Below are 20,589 nucleotides of genomic sequence, written 5' to 3' on the forward strand. Positions count from 1 at the left end.
CTATGCTGCATTGAGCTATGTTGTATCGAGCTATGCGGTTTAATGGCACCTGATCATTGGTTAATAGCCATGAGCGAAGAAAGTCACGTTTTCATCGCTTCTCGAACTGGAAAGTGACTTTTATGGTAAAAACGAACACGGACAAAGAACGGATTCCATGAAGCGATCATTGTTGTCTTTGCTGATTGGCTCGATGGCCTACGCGTCAGGCGCCAACGCATTTGTTGTGTCTGATATTCGAATCGATGGCCTGCAAAGGGTATCAGCAGGTACGGTTTTTAATTCACTACCTATCGAAGTGGGTGACGATGTACTGTCTCCGCAGATTGCCGAAGCAGCCAAGTCGTTGTTCCGGACCGGGTATTTCAACGATATCCAGATGGGGCGTGATGGTGATGTCCTGGTGGTCTCTGTGGTCGAGCGTCCTTCCATCAGTGAGATCAAAATTGAAGGTAATAAGGCGATCAAGACCGATGACCTGATGAATGGTTTGCGTTCCTCGGGGTTGTCAGAGGGCGAGATTTTTCAGCAGGCTACGCTGGAAGCGATCCGTCTGGAGCTGGAGCGACAGTATGTTTCTCAGGGACGTTATGGTGCCAGTATTTCTGCCGATGTTGAGGCTTTGCCACGCAATCGGGTGAAGCTGACCATTAACGTTAAAGAAGGAAAGGTCGCGACCATTCGGCATATTAATGTCGTCGGTAACACCGTATTCCCTCAGGATGAAGTGCAGGGTCTGTTTGAGCTGAAAGAGACAGGCATGTTCTCTTTCTTTGGTTCCAGTGACAAGTATTCCCGGGAAAAACTCTCCGGTGATCTGGAGCGACTGCGTTCGCACTATCTGGACCGTGGCTATATCAACTTCAATGTCCGGTCTACACAGGTTTCTATCAGCCCGGACAAACAAAGTGTATTTATTACCGTTAACATCGATGAAGGTGAAAAATACACCATCAATGAAGTGAACCTTTCAGGCGACCTGATCATTGGTGAAGAAGAAGCACGTAACCTGGTACTGGCGAAGCCTGAGCAGACATTCTCCCGTCGTGTGATTACCACTACGGAAGAAATCCTAAGTCGCCGACTGGGTAACGAAGGTTATACCTTTGCCAATGTTTCGGGTATTCCAACGCCGGATCATGAAAATAAGACCGTTGACCTGACGTTCTTTGTTGACCCTGGTCGCCGTGCTTATGTACGCCGTATCAACTTCTCCGGTAATACCAAAACGGAAGATGAAGTGCTGCGCCGCGAAATGCGCCAGATGGAAGGCGGGTCTGCCAATACTGAGAATATTGAGCAATCCAAGGTGCGACTGGAGCGTCTAGGCTTCTTCCGTCAGGTGGATGTGGAAACTCCACCGGTACCGGGAAGCAGTGATCAGATTGATGTGAACTATACCGTAGAAGAACAGCCCTCCGGCAGCATTACTGCCAGCGTGGGTTATTCTCAGTCTGACGGTCTGCTGTTGGGTGGTTCTGTCAGCCAGAGTAACTTCCTGGGTACCGGTAATAACGTGTCGGTGGGTCTGAACAAGAGTGACGTGAGTCAACTCTATAACTTCAGCTTTACTGATCCTTACTACACAGTTGATGGTGTCAGTCGTGGCTTTGGCCTGTATTACCGTACCTATGATTACGATGACTCTGATATCTCCAGTTACGCTGCTGACACCTGGGGAACGGATGTACGCTTTGGCTATCCGATTTCCGAGACGCAGTCGATCAACTTCAGCGCAGGTGTGGAAGGTACCAAGATTTCAACAGGCACTGATACACCACAGTATATTCGTGACTATATCGCCAGTGAGGGTAACCAGTTTACCAATGTTCAGGGTACTATTGGCTGGTCAGAATCCGAGTTGAACCGGGGCCTGCTGCCAACCCGAGGTTATTCCCAGAGTGCTTCAGCCCAGGTGACGATCCCCGGTTCGGACGTGACATTCTACAAGCTGAATTACCGGGCGCAGTACTTCCAGCCACTGACCAAGAGCCTGACTGCCCGCTTTGCAGGTCGCATTGGTTACATTGGTGGCTACGGCAGTACGGATGACATCCCATTCTTCGAACACTACTACGGTGGTGGTTTCGCTTCTGTCCGAGGCTACAAGGATAACACCTTGGGACCTAAGGCAAAGGAGTATAACGGTAGCAGTTATAACTCCATTGGCGGTGATGTCATCTTTGAAGGTACGGCTGAAATCCTGTTTCCGATGCCGTTTGTATCGGACCAGCGCTCAATGCGAACCAGTTTGTTCCTGGATTTTGGTAACGTCTTCGACACCAGTTGCAGTGGCAAGAAAAGCAGCTCGAACCCGGGTGTGGAGCCTTTTAGAGGCGATGACATCGTTGACTGCTACAGTCCTGACCTGAGTCAGCTGCGTTACAGTGTTGGTCTCGGTCTGACCTGGATTACTCCGCTGGGACCTCTGACTTTCAGTCTGGCCAAGGCGCTTAACGCAGAGGGTGAGGACGAAACTCAGGTGTTCCAGTTCTCTCTTGGTGCGCCGTTCTAATCGCTGTCGTTTGTATAAATTCAGGGGCTTTAATAGCCCCTGATTAGTTTCTAAACTATTATCCTGCTCTTGGAATGGGTGTAGAAATTTTGTCCTGAGACAGTTTTTTATTATTTTTTCAATGAGTTGCGAATATCTGGTTGATAAAGTGATGCGTTCTAGCGTCTTTTCATTATAATAACCATTTGCCTTAATTCTGCTTATGCACGAAGCCTGAGAGGAATCTGCTTTGAACCGTTTTCAGGCGTCCGGGTATTGGTCGCCTCAGGCAGGGTCTGAATATCAGTCAGGCAATAAGCACGTATATTATCTCAGGAATTATCAGGAGAATGAGCTTGAAACAGATTGGATTGGCACTACTGGCTCTGGTCATGCTGGTACCTGCAGTTGAAGCTGCGGACATGAAAATTGCGGTTATTGATTCAGAGATGGCGGTGCTGGAGTCTGATGCTTCCAAACGTTACGCGAAAGAGTCTGAAAAGAAGTTTGCGCCTCGTATCAAACTGATTCAGTCTCTGCAGGAAGAGTTGCAGAAAATGGAAGCTGACCTTGAGAGAAACGCCCCGACCCTGTCCCAGACCCAGGTTGAAGCGAAACAGCTAGAAATGCGCCGAAAATATGAAGATCTGCAGATGCAGGATCGTCAGCTGCGCATGGACAAGAACCAGGCAGACCAGCAGGAGCTGGGCCAGCTGCGTCCGAAGCTGGAGAAGGCTATCGAAGAAGTCTCCAAAGAACAGAAATACGACATGGTTATCGAGCGTGGTGCTGTTCGTTATGTTAAGTCCGATTACGACATTACCCGTCAGGTCATTGAACGCCTGAACAAGATGAAGTAATTCGATGAAGCAGTCTTATTTCTACACCCTGGCTGAACTGGCAGACAGACTTGGAGCCAGTTTGAAGGGTGATGCCGGCAAAGTGGTTACAGGTCTGAACACGCTGCAGGAAGCCGGTGAGTCCGAGCTGGCATTTCTGGCTAATCCAGCATATTCCCGCTATCTGGAAACCTGCCGGGCTGCGGCCGTCATCCTGTCACCGGCGTCGGCAGAAACATACGCCGGCAATGCTCTGGTTCTGGATAATCCGTATCTTGGTTATGCGCAGGCGTCGCACCTGTTTGAAACCGATAAAGGCCAGCCTGCCGGTATTGCTGAATCCGCAGTGGTCAGTCCCGATGCGCAGGTGCATGAAACGGCGGCTATTGGCGAAAATGTGGTGATTGAAGCCTGTGCGGTGATTGAAGCCGGTGTTCGTATCGATGCCGGGGCTGTGATCGGCCACGACTCCGTTATCAGCAAAGACGCTCACATCTGTCGCAATGTTACCGTTTGTCATGGCGTGTTTGTTGGACAGCGAACCATTATTCATGCCAATGCGGTGATCGGGGCGGACGGTTTTGGTAATGCTCATGCCGATGGTCAATGGCATAAAATTGCTCAGATAGGCGGTGTGGTCATTGGTGATGATGTCGAGATCGGCTCATGCACCTGCATTGACAGAGGGGCTCTGGGAGACACTGTGATCAAAAACGGTGCCAGATTGGATAACCTGATCCAGATAGCCCACAATGTGGTGATTGGCGAAAATACAGCGATTGCGGCCAATGTTGGCATCTCTGGCAGTACTGTCATTGGTAAAAACTGTACCATAGCGGGTGCTGCTGGTCTGGCTGGTCATATAACCATTGCGGATAATGTACACCTTGGCGGTATGGCCATGGTGACCAAGTCGGTGTCGAAATCCGGTGCTTACGCTTCGGGTACGGGACTGATGGAAGCGGGAGAGTGGCGGCGCAACGCGGTCAGGTTTCGCAAGCTGGACGATATAGCCAGACGAATCAGGCTGCTTGAAAAACGTTAGGAGCTTGTCGGACCTAAGCGTCCGTAGCGAGGATTGCAACCGCAGTAGGACAGCCTTAAGTCCGACAGGCTACTAGCTACGGTTTAATGACCCGGATTAACCGTGATTTTTTACAGAGAGGCTGGAATTTCCAGCCTTTTTGTGTAAGTAAATGACTGTTTGGTTATTTGCTGTGTGCGCGCTTTGCTGTGTGATCTTTTTCAATTTAACAGTTGAGTCGACATTACATGATCTCGATCGAGGAAATCAGGAAAATTTTACCCCATCGCTACCCCTTTCTGCTGGTCGATCGGGTACTGGACGTAGATCTTGAAAAAAATGTGATTGAGTGTATCAAGAACATTTCAGTCAATGAACCGCAGTTTAACGGCCACTTTCCGGAACATCCGATTATGCCCGGAGTGTTGCTGATCGAGTCAATGGCCCAGGCTGCCGGCATACTCGGTCACCAGATGAGAGCTAAAGATGTCGATGACCACAAGATTTATTATTTCGCCGGTGCCGATAAAGTGCGCTTTCGCCAGCCAGTGGTCCCCGGTGACCAGGTCAGACTGAGAGCTGAATTTATAGCGATGAAGCGTGAAATCTGGAAATTTTCCTGTGCCGCCTCGGTTGATGGTAAGATAGTCTGCTCTGCTGATGTAACCTGTGCAAGAAAGGAACTTTAGTCTTGGCTGATTCCCATTCCAGCGACCTTTCCAGTTGTGCTACTGCCGATGATCAGCTGGCAGTACACCCTACGGCCGTTATTCACCCTGCGGCTATTGTTGATCCGACTGCCCGAATTGGTCCAGGCGTAAAAATTGGACCCTGGACCCTGATTGGACCCGGTGTAGAAATTGGTGAAGGAACCATTGTCCACTCCAATGTTGTTATCAAGGGGCCTACACAGATTGGCCGTAATAACCAGATTTTTCAGTTTTCCAGTGTTGGTGAGGACTGTCAGGACAAGAAGTTTGCCGGTGAGCCGACGCGTCTGGAAATCGGTGACAATAATGTTATTCGTGAAGGCTGTACCATTCATCGCGGTACGATTCAGGATCATAGCCTGACTCGCATTGGCAGTAATAACCTGCTGATGGCTTATGTTCATATTGCCCATGACTGTATGCTGGGCGATAACATTATCATGGCCAATAATGCGACACTGGCGGGTCATGTAAAAGTCGGTGATGGTGTTATTCTGGGCGGTTTTACGACGGTTCATCAGTTCTGTCATATTGGTGCCTACAGTATGAGTGCTGCGCAGGCTGCGATTTTTAAAGATGTTCCTGCCTTTGTTATGGTCAGTGGCAACCCGGCCAAACCTCACGGGATGAACTTTGAAGGTATGCGCCGCCGTGGCTATAGCCCCGAGCTGATTCGCACGTTGCGTAGCAGCTACAAGATTATTTACCGTCAGGGACTGCGAACCGCCGAAGCCCTTGACCGGCTGGAATCCATGCCTGCCTGCAATGAAGTGCAGCTTCTGATTGATTCACTGAAAGCCTCTACCCGTGGCATCACCCGATAATCACTGTGCAGTTAGAAAGGGATAGAGAATGTCAAAACCTCTGACTTTTGCCATGGTGGCGGGTGAAGCATCGGGCGACCTTCTGGGCGCGGCCCTGGTTCGCGAGATTAAACGTCATCACCCGGACGCACGTTGCTACGGTATCGGCGGTCCCAAGATGATAGCCGAAGGTTTTGAAAGCCTGTTTCCCATGGAACGGCTCTCGGTCATGGGGCTGGTTGAAGTGCTCGGGCGTTTGCGTGAATTGCTGGGTATCCGCAAACGCTTGCGGGAAACCTTTCTGCAGGATCGTCCGGATGTCTTTATTGGTATTGACGCACCTGATTTCAACCTGGCGCTTGAGCGTCATCTGAAAAGTAACGGCATTCCCACGGTGCATTACGTCAGTCCGCAAGTCTGGGCCTGGCGTGAAGGGCGGCTGAAAAAGATACGCCGTTCAGTGGATCACATGCTCTGTCTGCTGCCATTTGAGGCGGAGTATTATCAGGGGCATGATGTACCAGTCACTTTTGTTGGACATCCGCTGGCCGATCAGGTCGCGATGGAGCCTGATCAGACTCAGGCCCGTCAATCATTGAATATTGCTGGCGATGGGCCGGTAATGGCTATTTTGCCGGGTAGTCGTAAAGCGGAAGTGGCTCGTCTGGCTGAGTTATTTCTGGATACTGCCCGTCAGGTTCACCAACAGATTCCATCCATTCGATTTCTGGTTCCTGCAGCGAACGAACGTCGAAAGCAGCAGTTGTTGCCACTTCTGGAAGGTTACCCCGATCTTGATATTGTGCTAACCGATGGCCGTGCCTCAGAGGTGATGGCGGCGTCAGACGCGATTCTGATTGCTTCGGGTACGGCTTCACTGGAAGCCGCCCTGCACAAGCGCCCCATGGTGATCAGTTATCGTATGGCAAAACTGAGCTTTGCAATTTTAAGCCGGTTGGTAAAAGTGAAGTATGTGGGATTGCCTAACCTGTTAAGTGACAGGCCAATGGTGCCTGAGCTGTTGCAGGATGATGCGACCGTCGAAAATCTTACGAATGCCATGCTGAAAGCCTTGCAGGATGAAAACTGGCGTCAGGAAGTGACCGGTAATTTTTGCCGACATTCACCGAACCCTGAAACGTGATGCCAGCGTTCTGGCCTGGCAGGCCATTCAATCTGTGATTGGGAAATACGATGTCAGGTAATAGAAAGTCAGGCAGTGAAAATCATCAGGCTGAACTGGATCTGTTTGCACAACCTTTGTTTGAACAATCTAAAGTTGCGGGACAGCTTGTTTGCGGTGTTGATGAAGTGGGGCGTGGGCCTTTATGTGGCCCTGTTGTTACGGCAGCGGTCATCCTTGATCCTGCCAGACCCATTGAAGGGCTGAACGATTCCAAGAAGCTGTCAGAGAAAAAGCGCGATGCCCTGTTTGATGAAATCAGGGAAAAGGCGCTGGCCTGGTGTATCGCCAGGGCGGATGTGGAAGAAATTGATGAACTCAATATCCTTCATGCCACTATGCTGGCCATGCAGAGGGCTGTTGCTGGCTTAAGCGTAAAGCCTGATCTGGCGTTGATTGATGGCAACCGTTGTCCGTCTCTTCCCTGTCGTGCAGAAGCGGTCATCAAGGGTGATGGAAAAGTGCCGGAAATTGGTGCCGCTTCCATTCTTGCCAAGGTGGCAAGGGATCGTGAAATGGCGGAGATGGAAAGGCAGTACCCCGGTTATGGTATTGGCGGGCATAAAGGCTATCCCACTAAAGTGCATATGGAAGCACTGAAAAAGCTGGGGGCAACGCCTATACATCGTCGTTCATTTAAGCCTGTCAGGGAAGCGATCGAGAAAACCAGAACCCCGGTGTAGGTCATGCCCATAATCTGGTTCTGAGTATTCACTCCCGGTTAAGACTTGTCTGGGTGCCTTCGGATTTTGCTGAAGGCATCTTTCAGGAGTAACTGAACTGTCAGGCTTCTGAGTCTAAGGGCGAGGCCTTTATAAACGGTGCCAGCGAGTGAGCCGGTTGAAATCAGTTGAATGCATCTTTCTGTGCTTTTATAAGCGTTGCGCAGAAATTTCGGGTCTTTCTCTTTGTTGATCTGCCATTTCCGAATGCTAAGAAGAGACAGTGCAAGATGATACTGGATATTCAGGATGCCATTTTCGATCAGGGGCTGTTCAACCTGGCTTATAAGGGCTTTTCCATCTTCAAACTGCCGTATAAGGATTTCTTCCTGCTCCGGGTGTTGGGTGCTGTCTCGCTGTAACCAGGAGCGGCCTGTCCAGAGTATGGCGATTGCTTTGTTTATTATGGCCTCCTGCGTCAAGTGGGTACCTAGGTTCAGGCATTCCAGACTGACGAGTCGGGCATATTTCAAAGCGTTCTCAAAATTGCTAACCGCCTGAACAGATAACTCAATGCTCCTGTCTGCGACAGCGATTTCACTTGCTTGCTCCATGGCCACTAAGCCAGCCTGTAAATTCAGCAAAGCTTGCATTACGCCATCGTCCGCTCTCGTGGTCAAAAGCCCGTGGCATAGGCGGTTGTAGTTGTCCGCTAACGAGATGGTTCCGGACTCATGCCCTAAAATGGAGCGAAGCCAGATGGTGTACTGTCTGGGGATATCAGGATGATTTTCATCACGCTCATATTCCTGCAGCAGTTGGTGTGCTTTCCGATGGAGGCCTTTAGCAGAGGTTCGGATAATTTTAAGCCCTTCAAGAAGCTGTTGAGCCGCCTGATTATTCGTTTTCGCAGCCTGTGATTCCATGCGCTGTCGAATGGCCTCTGTATCAATGCCGTCCCTGAAGTCAGCGTATATTTCTTCCAGGGGGTGCCAGTACTTTTTCATTGTGATATGGGTGTTCAGGCGAGATCTGGCTCCCGGGTCTGCGGGCATGAACTTGCTCAGCCAGTTAGCCCAGGGCATTCTCTCAATACGACCATTTTGTATCCAGTAGGCTTCTGGTCCCGGACTCTCGAGAAATACACAGCCATTTAGCGCGGCGACTGTAAGGACAATGACGTAAGTGTCAGGGACAGGGCTGCCGCCCTGCTCATGAAGAACTTCCCTGAACTCTATATTCCAGTGGGTACCTCTTTCTATTATGTTGCCAGAGTGAAAGAGTCTGGCTACAGCTTTGGCTACTTTATTTCTGATATTGTCAAAACCTTCTGAGGTGATCCGTTCGCCCTGCACATTACCGTTGTTATCTACTCCGTAATAAATAGCCCCTCCATCTCCGTTTGCCATACCCGATACGTAGTGCGTGAGTTTATTGCTCTTGCCCGTGATTCTGTCAGCAAGGGTTGTCCTTTTGGATTCCTCGCTCTTAAGATGTTTAAAGACAGCTTGTTCATTGCCGGGAAGAGGAGGTTTTTCCCCCTGAATAAAAACAAGATCTGAAGTTTGGCATTTGATTGGTTTGGCGGTTGGGCGTCTTAATATCTGTTTAAACAGTTTTTCGTCAGATAATACGTTGACCTGCTCGTCTGTCATTATGCAGCAGTTAGGCGAAACATTGCAGGGTTCGGGTGAGGCATAAATCGTATAACAAAGTGCATTTTCTTCATTATTTTTTTTGATGAAGTTATAGTAGATGTACTGCCCGAAAGAACACATTACTTTTTGCTCAATAATCCGCGCCCAGTCGTTGCGGCCTTCTCCCTTGATAGCAGGGCCGCGCACCGTTAGTGTTCCTCCATCACTATTTAATAATGCAGACAGGCATATGGAAATTTCCTGTAAATAAGATTCCTTGTCTTTTTTTGTTCCTGTTCCTTTAATGAGCACCTTCAGATGGTCTGGTGGTGGCTGGGCAGCACGGGGTCTGACTTTTTCCGGGATATTGTTCTGGTTCGTGTTCAAAGAGGCGCTGCTATGACCAGTATCGTTATTTTCGGCAATTGCTTCTGAGGCTGGCAGTTGCTGTTGTATATGCGGCGCTGGTGGAGTCCCGGAAGAAGGGGGAGAGGGGGCGTTGGTTGAGGGTGTGTCGCCATCGGTTAATTCTTTAGTGTCCGCTGTTGTTTCGGAGCGCTCTGTTTCAGGTTGGTATAATCTGATTCTGACTGGCAGTACGGGGTTTAATGCGCTTTCGGGTTGGCGTGTATGGTCTATTCCCCCTGTGGTCATCTTTTCTATCAGCCCCTCAAACCAGATGGACTTTCGATTCCGATACTCTTCCGCTGTCATGGTTTCCGTCTGGCCATCTGGAGTGCGGATGGTAACCATCAATACGCCGGCGGCATTGTAGCTGAAGATAATGGATCGATGATTATCGTGTACTTCCTGCACCGTTCCCGGAGCCTTAGGGAAGTCATCACACAGGAGTGTCAGACTGCTGCCATCCTCATCGGTGACGAACAGTGCCGGGCAGTAACCTTTGATGATGACCAGAGCTTTGGAAGGCGGTCCGGCGCGGTCATCGTCCACGTGAAGGTAAGGCTGGCCATCAGGGCCGGGGAAGAGCCAGAGACGGTCATTCAGGAAAGGAGCGAGGTCAGCTTCTGCGATATAGGGCGTATATCTCTGTCCGTTTCTTAACAGTTCGGGCTGGCAGTTGTTTCGTCGGGTGCCGTTGCCCGTCTGGTTGTGTGCAGGTAAACGATCAGGGTACGGGTTGCTCTCAGTTACTTTTTCACTGAAGTCCGGCAGCTCCGGGTCGCCATCCCCGTTATCAACCGATAATGGTTTTGGAATGGACAGAAGTTGGATATAAACCGGACCGTCCTGAGTGCTGATCTTGTTCAGCCCTCTGGTCAGAGGATAGAAAGGGCCGGTTTCATCAGTGGTACCATAACCTTTGTACTGAGAGGGAAGTTGAATGGCGATGTTATCTGTGTCCGGGGCCAGAGGGTCAGAGATAATTACCCAGTGCTTACTGGCGCAGCTATAAGGGGAAGGCGCTGGCGGCGTGTCTGGCCCGGGAACCAGAGGATCTTTTTGCGACAGTCTGTAGAGGTCGGCTGCCGGGTCAGCCAGTCCGGGAGGAATAGAAAAATCCGTAGTCAGACCTGCCAGAACATAGTTGACCTGGAGAAGCAACAGGATGTTGACAAGCCTGCGGAAAAAGGCTTGAGGGCTTCGAAATGCCATTTCAGGTCTTACTATTGTTATATCGTTTGTAAGATTGGTCAGGTTAGACCAATACAGGGTTATGACAAGTTCTGTTTACAGGCGACTTCCTGCTGGAAAAACAAGTGGCTGTTTTCCTGACTACAGGCTTCACAATGAAGCTCTCTGGCGACATCAGGTTAACGGATTATTATTCGGGCCTCATGTTCTGCCTGGTTGCTCAATGTCAGGGCTGGAGAACAGTCCGGCAGAGCTGTTAAACTGGTGTTTTACGGTTTCTGGTTTCCTACCCCCATGTCCGCACGTTTTATACACCTGAGATTACATACCGAATTTTCCCTGAGTGATGGATTGGTCCGGGTCAAGCCTTTGATCAAGGCGGCTTCGGAGGCAGGCTTTCCTGCTATAGCGGTTACGGATCAGTCGAATCTGTGCTCGCTGGTGAAGTTTTACAGTGGTGCTCAGGGAGCGGGTCTCAAGCCCGTCAGTGGTGCAGACCTGTGGATTGCCCACAGTGACCCGGAGCTGGAACCGGTTCGGGTGGTACTGCTGTCCATGAATGAAAAAGGTTATCGAAACTTGACCGAGCTGATCTCCCAATCCTTCCTTGAGAACCAGGTGCATGGCAGAGCCATCGTTAAACGTGAGTGGATCAGGGAGAAGTCTGAGGGTTTGATTGCCCTGTCTGGTGCTAAAGACGGCGATGTAGGGCAGGCGATTATTAACGGTAATCTGCCTCTGGCGGAACAGCTGGCCCGTGAGTGGATGGAAGTGTTTCCGGATCGATATTATCTGGAGCTGCACCGAACCAATCGAACCGGCGACGAGGAGTGTGTACACGGTTCAGTGGCGCTGGCAGAAAAACTGGGCTGCCCGGTAGTCGCGACCAATGATGTCATGTTCCTGACCCGTGAAGAGTTTGAAGCCCACGAGTCCAGAGTGTGTATTGGCGAGAGTATGACGCTGGACGATCCACGTCGTATAAAGCGCTACAGTGAGGAGCAGTATCTCAAATCGGAAGACGAGATGCTTGAGCTGTTCTCGGACATTCCTGAGGCCATTGAGAATACCGTTGAGATTGCCCGGCGCTGTTCGGTCTATGTGCATCTGGGGGAATACTTCCTGCCGGAATTTCCGGTACCGGAAGGCATGACCATGGATGAGTATTTCCGCAAGTTTTCCCACGATGGTCTGACTGAACGCCTGCGGTTTATTTTGAAGCCGGACGATCCTGAGTACGCTGAAAAAGAAAAGATTTATCGGGATCGTCTCGATTTCGAGTTGGATATCATTCTGCAGATGGGTTTCCCCGGCTATTTCCTGATCGTAATGGACTTTATCCAGTGGTCCAAGAATAACGGCATTCCGGTAGGTCCCGGGCGGGGTTCCGGTGCTGGTTCCCTGGTGGCTTATGCCCAGCAGATTACCGATCTGGACCCGATTCAGTACGACCTGCTGTTCGAACGGTTTCTGAACCCGGAACGTGTTTCCATGCCTGACTTTGACGTCGATTTCTGCATGGACGGACGGGACAAGGTGATTGATTACGTTGCCCAGACCTACGGGCGTAATGCGGTTTCCCAGATCATTACCTTTGGTACCATGGCTGCCAAAGCGGTAGTGCGTGATGTAGCGAGGGTTCAGGGCAAGTCCTTTGGCCTGGCTGATAAACTGTCCAAGCTGATTCCCTTTGAAGTCGGCATGACCCTGAACAAGGCCTATGAGCAGGAAGGCATGTTACGTGACTTTCTGGAAGGGGATGAGCAGGCCCGGGAAATCTGGGAGATGGCGCTGAAGCTGGAGGGTGTTACCCGGAACGTAGGTAAGCACGCCGGTGGTGTGGTGATTGCGCCGACCAAACTGACCGACTTTGCCCCCCTGTATTGTGACGAACACGGTCAGGGTGTAGTGACCCAGTTCGACAAGAATGATGTGGAATCAGCGGGTCTGGTCAAGTTCGACTTCCTGGGTCTGCGAACCCTGACCATCATCGACTGGGCGCTGAAAATGATTAACCCCCGTCGTCAGCAAAGGGGTGAAGAGCCGCTGGATATTATGCAGATCGACCTGGAAGACAAGACTTCCTACGATATGCTCAAGCGCGCTGAAACTACCGCAGTATTCCAGCTCGAATCCCGTGGTATGAAGGACCTGATTAAACGACTTCTGCCTGACTGTTTCGAAGACATTATCGCACTGGTGGCACTGTTCCGTCCCGGGCCTTTGCAGTCGGGCATGGTAGATAACTTTATTAACCGCAAGCACGGGCGTGAAGAGTTGTCGTTCCCGGATGCCCAGTACCAGCACGAATGGTTGAAGCCAATTCTGCAGCCCACCTACGGCATTATTCTGTATCAGGAGCAGGTAATGCAGATCGCTCAGGTACTGGCAGGCTATACCCTTGGTGGTGCAGACATGCTGCGCCGGGCGATGGGTAAGAAAAAGCCGGAAGAGATGGCCAAGCAGCGTTCCATATTTGAGAAAGGGGCGATAGAGCAGGGTATTGATGGCGAGCTGGCCATGAAAATCTTCGACCTGGTGGAGAAGTTCGCCGGTTATGGTTTTAACAAATCCCACTCGGCGGCTTATGCGCTGGTGTCCTATCAGACTCTTTGGCTGAAGGCCCATTACCCTGCGGAGTTTATGGCGGCGGTGATGAGTTCAGATATGCAAAACACCGACAAGGTCGTGACCTTTATTGAAGAGTGTCGGGATATAGGGTTGACCGTTCTGCCGCCGAACGTAAACAGTGGCGAATACATGTTTGGCGTTAACGACGACGGGCATATTGTCTATGGGCTGGGTGCGATCAAGGGGGTTGGTGAAGGCCCGATTGAAGCCATTGTTGAAGCACGGCAGGAAGGCGGTGACTTCAAAGACCTGTTCGATTTCTGTGAGCGTGCTGATGCCAAGCGTATCAACAAGCGTGTGCTGGAGGCGCTGATTCGTTCTGGCGCCCTGGACCTGATGGGGCCAAGGCCCGGGGCGAAAAAAACGCTGAATTTTAACCGGGCCGTACTGGAAGCCAGTCAGGCTGAGGCAATTAAGGCAGCTGATCAGGCAGCAAAGAGTTTTGATTCCGGTCACAGCGATCTGTTTGGTGCATTGGTGCCAGCTGGTGAAGAGAATGTGTACGACAGTTATCAGTCGGTGTCAGAGTGGACTGACAAGTTTCGCCTGAGTGGTGAAAAGGATACCCTTGGGCTGTACCTGACCGGTCACCCGATTGATGAATACGAGCAGGAAATAAAGCACTTTATCCGTAACCGGATAAAAGACCTGCAGCCAGCCCGTGGGGATACCCAGAATATTGCCGGACTGGTCGTGGCTATGCGGGTTATGAAGAACAAGCGTGGTGACAAAATGTGCTTTATCACCCTGGATGATCGTACCGGTCGAATAGAGGTGTCTATTTTTGCCGACGTCTTTGAGCAGTTTCATGATTTGCTCAAGATGGATGCTGTGATAGTCGTCGAAGGCGAGGTCACCCACGATGACTATTCCGGCAGTCTGAAAGTGAGAACCAGAAAAATACTGAATATTGTGGATGCCCGCAGCCATTACGCGCGTCAGATTGTTTTGCAACTGGACGCTGAACAGATGGATCGTGGTTTTAATCAGCGTCTTTCCGGTTTGTTGCAGCAGCATCCGGGGCGTTTGCCAGTGCAGATCGACTATAGTCGTGATGACGCGTCTGCCAGCATGATTCTGGGTGAAAAATGGAATGTCAGCCCAAGTGACGACCTGGTTCTCAGTCTTCGGCAGTGGCTGGGTAAAGGCGCAGCAAAAATCGAATATCGGTAGGTTGAATTTTCTCCCCCTGACGTTGTATCAGGACTTCAGGGGGAGAACGTTTCTTCAGCTGATATTTTGATAGCAGAACTAACTCTATTGTTATGAACTCTTCGTTTATTTTCTGGCTCTAAGCAGACGATATAAAGTCGTGTTTTTGCTGGAGTTTATTAATGGAATCATCAATACAGGGAACGTCGCCAAAGACAGGGTTTCTGGTAAAAGAATTTAAACAGGCAGGTGTCAGAAGTGGAGCTTCTGTAGCTGGAAAAACGGTGCATATTCATGAACCGAATGTTGCTGGTCTGGTTGATGGGGCGGCCGGGTCTACTGTCATTGGTTCAACCATAGAGAATAGATCGTCTGAAGTTTTGGCCAGCCGGATGGCTGGATTAGAAGTGGCTGACACTGAAGGCATTGCAGAAAAACCGCCTGAACCATTGATTTTGAGTAACCACTCAAGCCCTCAGGCTGCATTGAAATCTTTATCAGGTTTGGGTATCGGGCAATGGCTGGGCTATGGAGCCTGGAGTGAGGTCTATAAAGCTGAGAGGGCCGGTGATAAGCTTCAGGCAGTAAAGATTAATTCAAAAACAAATAAAGACCACAGGTATTTGCAAGCCAATCCCAATAAATACGATGTGGCTGCTCTTTGGTTGCCAGATAATCCAAATTTAATGAAAACCTATGCTGTTCTGGTTGCCTCAAAGTCAAATCCGAATCATTGTGGCATGATCTATCACCCTGATCAGTTACCTGCAGGTGCTATGAAGTCTCTTTACATAGCAGCCGTTGTTTCAGAATTTGTCGTTGGAGAGACTCTGGATAAAATCATAAAGAACTATCGAATCCACCACGATCACCTGATCGATATTGCCCGGAAGTTAGCAGGAGCGCTTGCCCATATGCATAAACACGGCTTCACTCATCGTGATGTCAGCCCCCGGAATATTATCTATCATCCGGAAAATGGGCTAAAGCTGATTGATATGGGAAGCATGATAAAAACAGTTGGAAAGGCTGATTCTTATATTGGCACCACTCAACTTCTTGCAGTTGATGGCTATAATCCCAATCGTGTCAATAAGCCTGATGGTGTTAACTATGATGCAAAAGCTCTGGATAGCTGGGAGTTGGGTTGTGTTTTGCTTTATTGTATGACAGGGAAGTATATAAATTATTACAGACCTTTCATTGACGACTTTAAGAATTATGAGTGTGGGGGAGGTAACTCAGAATATGCTACGCACTTTGTCAGGAAAAATGACTCACAGAAAAAAAGAATTATTCTGAATCATCTGAAGCCTGAATTGATACAGAAAGGTATACACCCGAAATTTATGAATATTGTGCTTGAGCTTCTCAGGGAAAATCCTGCTGAAAGGCCTTCTGCTGAAGACGTTGAAAAGCGGTTGGGCAGCTTGCAGGGCAATGATAACAGGGAAGGAGCAAAGTCTACTGAAGTCTGACATTTTCAGGTAGTCTGGCATATTGAATAGCTCGACCATCGGCCTGCTCTGCCACCTGTCTCTCCAGAGTGCAAAGCCTGAGCTTACGAAGAATTACGCTTTTTAACTCGACTTTTCAGTGTTGTTTACGTATTTTTTGCAGTAGTTGGTATTGGCGATAAACGCCTGTTGCCATGACAGCCTGCAATAAGTGGATTTCATGAACCCGAATTATCTGGAATTTGAACAGCCGATCGCTGAACTGGAAGCGAAAATCGAAGAGCTGCGCCTGGTCAGCAGTGATGCGGAGCTGAATATTACTGAAGAAATCAGCAATCTGCAGGAGAAGTGTAACACTCTGACCCGGCAGATTTTTTCTGACCTGTCCCCCTGGCAGGTAGCCCAGCTGGCACGTCACCCTCGTCGCCCTTATACGCTGGATTATGTTAAGCACCTGTTTACCGAGTTTGATGAGCTGCACGGTGACCGGCACTTTGCTGATGATCCGTCCATTGTCGGTGGAATGGCTCGTTTTAACGGCCGGCCGGTGATGGTGATTGGTCATCAGAAGGGCAGGGAAATTGAAGAAAAGGTTCGCCGTAATTTCGGTATGCCTAAACCGGAAGGCTATCGCAAAGCCTGCCGCCTGATGGAAATGGCAGAGCGGTTTAATATGCCGATCCTGACCTTTATTGATACGCCGGGCGCCTATCCGGGCATTGGTGCGGAAGAACGTGGTCAGAGTGAGGCCATTGCCTACAATCTGGCGGTGATGTCCCGTCTGAAGGTGCCGGTTATCTCGACAGTGATCGGAGAAGGCGGTTCCGGTGGGGCGCTGGCTATTGGTGTCTGCGACTCGCTGGTGATGTTGGGGTATTCCACCTATTCCGTTATCTCGCCTGAAGGTTGTGCCTCGATTCTCTGGAAAAAGGCAGAATATGCCTCTGTGGCCGCTGAAGCCATGGGCGTAACCGCAGAGCGCCTGAAAGAGCTGGGTCTGGTGGATCATCTGGTGCCTGAGCCGCTGGGTGGCGCTCATCGCAGTCAGGATGTTGCAGCCGCCAGTCTGGGCGAGGTGCTGGGTGCCGAACTGGATCGCCTGTGCAAGCTGGATATCGACACCCTGCTGGATCAGCGTTACAAGCGCATCAGGGACTACGGTTCTGTTTGATGTCCTTGTCTTCTGAATCGCCCTCTGAATCGTCTTCGGAACAGACACTTTCGCCATTGGTTGAAAGCGTCTGTTCTGCACTTCAACAGTTCACCGAATTTCCTTCATCGCTCCCTTTCGTTGTGGCACTGAGTGGTGGTGTGGATTCAACCGTCCTGCTCCATGCTCTGGTGCAGTTGCGCCATGCCGGTCTGATCTCTTCTTTATCAGCCATTCATGTTCACCATGGGCTGAGTGTTAATGCGGACAGCTGGGCAGAGTACTGCCAGAACCTTTGCCGGCAATGGCAGGTTCCGCTGGATGTCCGGCGAGTCGATGTAAATGAGGCGTTGGGTGATGGCATCGAACAGGCTGCCCGCTCCATGCGCTATCAGGTGTTTGAGCAACTGCTGCCCGAACAGGGCTGTCTGTTGCAGGGGCATCATCAGGATGATCAGGCGGAGACGCTGCTGTTCAGGCTGTTTCGTGGTTCCGGACTGGATGGGCTGACAGGGATTCCTGCGCGGCGACCTCTGGGGAAGAGAGGGCATGTGGTCAGGCCGCTGTTATCCGTGTCCAGGGCGTCTATTGAAGCTTATGCGAAGGATCATCAACTCCAGCCTGTCGAAGATGAATCAAACACTGATCAGCGATTTGCCCGCAACTATCTGCGGCAGAACCTGATTCCGCAAATTGAGCAACGCTGGCCGGGCGTGTCAGAGCGTCTGGCTTTACTGTCCGGTGAAGTGCTGGAGAATCAGCAATGGCAGCAACAGGCTGTGGAAGAAGCGGCTGATTCGGTGCTGACAGTGGCTCCGGATTACTGGAATGCCGGACAGGTCGTTAACATTGAATCATTGCTAAAGCTTTCGGAGTCAATGGCATTCCGGGTGGTACGTTACTGGCTGAAACAGAAAGGCCTGTTGATGCCGGACCGGTCGGTGCTGAACACTCTGTTCGCTGAGGTTATTCACAGCCGGGAAGATGCAGAACCTGTTTTGCAGCTGGGTGACTATGAGGTTCGCCGCTTTGATGGCCTGTTGGTGCTGGTGCCGGTACTGGAGCCTTTTTCGGATAAAGTCATTGGCTGGAACTGTGAATCCCGGTCAGAACTGCATGTACCTGCCTCTGGCTGGCTGACTCTGGACAAAGACAGTGCCAGACAGTTAAAAAAGGTGTCGGTCTGTTTTCGTCACAATCTGCCCGGCTCTGAAAAAGTTCGGGTCGCAGGACGGCAGGGCAGTAAGTCTGTTAAGCGCTGGCTACAGGAGTATAGGGTTCCGCCCTGGCTGCGTGACCGGGTGCCGTTTCTTTTTTACAACGGACAGATGTTGTGTGCTGCAGGACTCTGGGTGTGCGACCTGTTGGAAGAAAAATCGGGGAAAAAAAGGCCGGATGAGGCGGGAGGGTCGTTAGACAGTATTGGCATAAAGGTAAGGGCTGACTGGCGATTTGATCCGTATTAGAGTCAGTAATGACCGCATTTTGAGCGAAAAACAGACGTTCCTGTTTTACGTATTGCGACACTTTTGGTATCCTGATCTCCCATCTTGAGTATTCTTTTTTTCCCGCTTTTTTAAGAGTCTGCATAAACTAATGACGCGTTATATTTTCGTCACAGGTGGTGTTGTTTCCTCATTGGGTAAAGGCATTGCCTCCGCATCCCTGGCCGCCATCCTTGAGGCACGAGGCCTGAAGGTGACGATGCTCAAGCTGGATCCTTACATCAACGTCGATCCCGGCACGATGAGCCCGTTCCAGCACGGTGAAGTATTCGTTACTGAAGATGGCGCTGAAACTGACCTGGATCTGGGTCACTACGAGCGCTTTGTTCGTACCACCATGAAACAGGGTAACAACTTTACCACGGGTCGTATCTATCAGGACGTTCTGCGTAAGGAGCGTCGTGGTGACTATCTGGGTGGAACCGTTCAGGTGATCCCGCACATTACCGATGAGATCAAGCGCCGTGTCGTACAGGGTGCCGGTGATGCTGATATCGCCATGGTAGAGGTCGGTGGTACCGTGGGTGATATCGAGTCCCAGCCGTTCCTGGAAGCGATTCGCCAGCTGAAGGTTGAACTGGGTTCCCAGCGCGCGATGCTGATGCACCTGACCCTGGTGCCTTACATAAAGACCGCTGGTGAAACCAAGACCAAGCCGACGCAGCACTCGGTAAAAGAGCTGCGTTCTATCGGCCTGCAGCCGGATATTCTGGTCTGCCGCAGCGAACAGTTTATTGAAGCATCTGCCCGTCGCAAGATCTCCCTGTTTACCAACGTGGAAGAGCGTGCGGTTATCTCTCTGGAAGATGCTGAGACCATCTACCGCATTCCGGAAATGCTGCATGAACAGAGTCTGGATCAGATCGTGGTTGACCAGTTCCGTCTGGACTGCCCGGCTGCTGACCTGTCCGAGTGGCAGGATGTAGTGGATCGTGACCTCAACCATGAGCATGAAGTCACCATTGCCATGGTCGGCAAATACATGGAACTGCTGGACGCTTACAAGTCCCTGATTGAAGCGGTTCGCCATGCCGGTCTGAAAACCCGCACCAAGGTGAATATCCGCTACATCGATTCCGAAGTGCTGGAGCAGGAAGGTCTGAGCCGTCTGGAAGGCGTCAGTGCTATTCTGGTACCGGGTGGCTTTGGTCATCGTGGTGTTGAAGGTAAGATCGAAGCGGTTCGTCATGCCCGTGAAAACAATATTCCGTTTCTGGGTATCTGTCTGGGTATGCAGGTGGCAGTGATTGAATACGCCCGCAACGTGGCAGGTCTGAAGGGTGCGAACAGTACCGAGTTTGACAGCAAGGCTGAACATCCTGTGGTGGGTCTGATCACCGAGTGGCTGGACGCTGAAGGTCAGGTTGAGACCCGTAACGAGCAGTCTGACCTGGGCGGCACCATGCGTCTGGGTGCACAGGAATGTAACCTGACCGCAGGTACTCACGCCCATACTGCTTATGGTGCGGATCAGATCACCGAGCGTCATCGCCACCGTTATGAAGTGAACAACCATTACGTAGAGCAGCTGGAAAAGGCTGGTCTGGTGATTGCTGGTCGTTCTATTGATAATACGCTGGTTGAAATGGTTGAAGCGCCAAATCATCCGTGGTTTGTTGCCTGTCAGTTCCATCCGGAATTCACTTCCACGCCGCGCTACGGTCATGGCCTGTTTACTGCCTTCATCGACGCTGCGCTGAAGCATCAGGATCAGTGATCTGACCCTTGTGGTGTAAATCGCTGGTG

13 protein-coding genes are annotated in these 20,589 nt (G+C 50.7%); 12 read left to right on the plus strand and 1 reads right to left on the minus strand.

Features of this window, described 5'->3' with window-relative positions:
• Positions 1-157: 157 nt before the first annotated feature.
• The 7 genes from bamA (at position 158) to rnhB (ending at position 7,736) form a co-directional block, all read left to right on the plus strand.
• Complete coding sequence (gene bamA / locus V5J35_RS21610; protein WP_354009116.1) at positions 158-2,515, plus strand: outer membrane protein assembly factor BamA; 2,358 nt, start codon at positions 158-160, stop codon at positions 2,513-2,515.
• Between the two features lie 329 nt (positions 2,516-2,844).
• Positions 2,845-3,354, plus strand: coding sequence for an OmpH/Skp family outer membrane protein (locus tag V5J35_RS21615; RefSeq protein ID WP_354009117.1), 510 nt, complete (start codon positions 2,845-2,847; stop codon positions 3,352-3,354).
• 4 nt (positions 3,355-3,358) lie between these two features.
• Positions 3,359-4,378 (plus strand): UDP-3-O-(3-hydroxymyristoyl)glucosamine N-acyltransferase, encoded by a 1,020-nt coding sequence (gene lpxD, locus V5J35_RS21620; RefSeq protein ID WP_354009118.1) that lies wholly within the window; start codon positions 3,359-3,361, stop codon positions 4,376-4,378.
• Between the two features lie 227 nt (positions 4,379-4,605).
• Positions 4,606-5,046: a 3-hydroxyacyl-ACP dehydratase FabZ gene (fabZ, locus tag V5J35_RS21625; RefSeq protein WP_262598457.1), complete on the plus strand. Its 441-nt coding sequence runs from the start codon at positions 4,606-4,608 to the stop codon at positions 5,044-5,046.
• Positions 5,047-5,102: 56 nt separating this feature from the next.
• A complete protein-coding gene (gene lpxA, locus V5J35_RS21630; protein WP_354011335.1) occupies positions 5,103-5,891 on the plus strand; it encodes an acyl-ACP--UDP-N-acetylglucosamine O-acyltransferase in 789 nt (262 codons plus the stop codon).
• Between the two features lie 28 nt (positions 5,892-5,919).
• A complete protein-coding gene (gene lpxB / locus V5J35_RS21635; RefSeq protein WP_354016495.1) occupies positions 5,920-7,014 on the plus strand; it encodes a lipid-A-disaccharide synthase in 1,095 nt (364 codons plus the stop codon).
• A gap of 50 nt (positions 7,015-7,064) precedes the next feature.
• Positions 7,065-7,736 carry a ribonuclease HII gene (gene rnhB / locus V5J35_RS21640; RefSeq protein WP_354009120.1) on the plus strand — a complete coding sequence of 224 codons (672 nt, stop codon included), beginning with the start codon at positions 7,065-7,067 and terminating at the stop codon, positions 7,734-7,736.
• Positions 7,737-7,774: 38 nt separating this feature from the next.
• Here the strand turns inward: rnhB and V5J35_RS21645 are convergent, their stop codons facing one another.
• A complete protein-coding gene (locus tag V5J35_RS21645) occupies positions 7,775-10,969 on the minus strand; it encodes an ATP-binding protein (RefSeq protein WP_354009121.1) in 3,195 nt (1,064 codons plus the stop codon).
• A gap of 273 nt (positions 10,970-11,242) precedes the next feature.
• Here V5J35_RS21645 and dnaE point away from each other — a divergent pair, with 273 nt between their 5' ends.
• From dnaE to V5J35_RS21670, 5 genes are all read left to right on the plus strand, one after another.
• Positions 11,243-14,752 carry a DNA polymerase III subunit alpha gene (gene dnaE, locus V5J35_RS21650; protein WP_354009122.1) on the plus strand — a complete coding sequence of 1,170 codons (3,510 nt, stop codon included), beginning with the start codon at positions 11,243-11,245 and terminating at the stop codon, positions 14,750-14,752.
• A gap of 386 nt (positions 14,753-15,138) precedes the next feature.
• A complete protein-coding gene (locus V5J35_RS21655) occupies positions 15,139-16,209 on the plus strand; it encodes a protein kinase domain-containing protein (protein WP_354009123.1) in 1,071 nt (356 codons plus the stop codon).
• 199 nt (positions 16,210-16,408) lie between these two features.
• On the plus strand, positions 16,409-17,359 hold the full coding sequence (gene accA / locus V5J35_RS21660; RefSeq protein WP_354009124.1) for an acetyl-CoA carboxylase carboxyl transferase subunit alpha: 951 nt from the start codon (positions 16,409-16,411) through the stop codon (positions 17,357-17,359).
• Positions 17,359-18,804, plus strand: coding sequence for a tRNA lysidine(34) synthetase TilS (gene tilS / locus V5J35_RS21665; protein ID WP_354009125.1), 1,446 nt, complete (start codon positions 17,359-17,361; stop codon positions 18,802-18,804). Before accA ends, tilS begins: the two co-directional genes overlap by 1 nt.
• A gap of 130 nt (positions 18,805-18,934) precedes the next feature.
• On the plus strand, positions 18,935-20,560 hold the full coding sequence (locus V5J35_RS21670) for a CTP synthase (protein ID WP_354009126.1): 1,626 nt from the start codon (positions 18,935-18,937) through the stop codon (positions 20,558-20,560).
• Positions 20,561-20,589: the final 29 nt, after the last annotated feature.

Source organism: Endozoicomonas sp. NE40 (genome assembly GCF_040549045.1).
GTDB lineage: Bacteria > Pseudomonadota > Gammaproteobacteria > Pseudomonadales > Endozoicomonadaceae > Endozoicomonas_A > Endozoicomonas_A lisbonensis.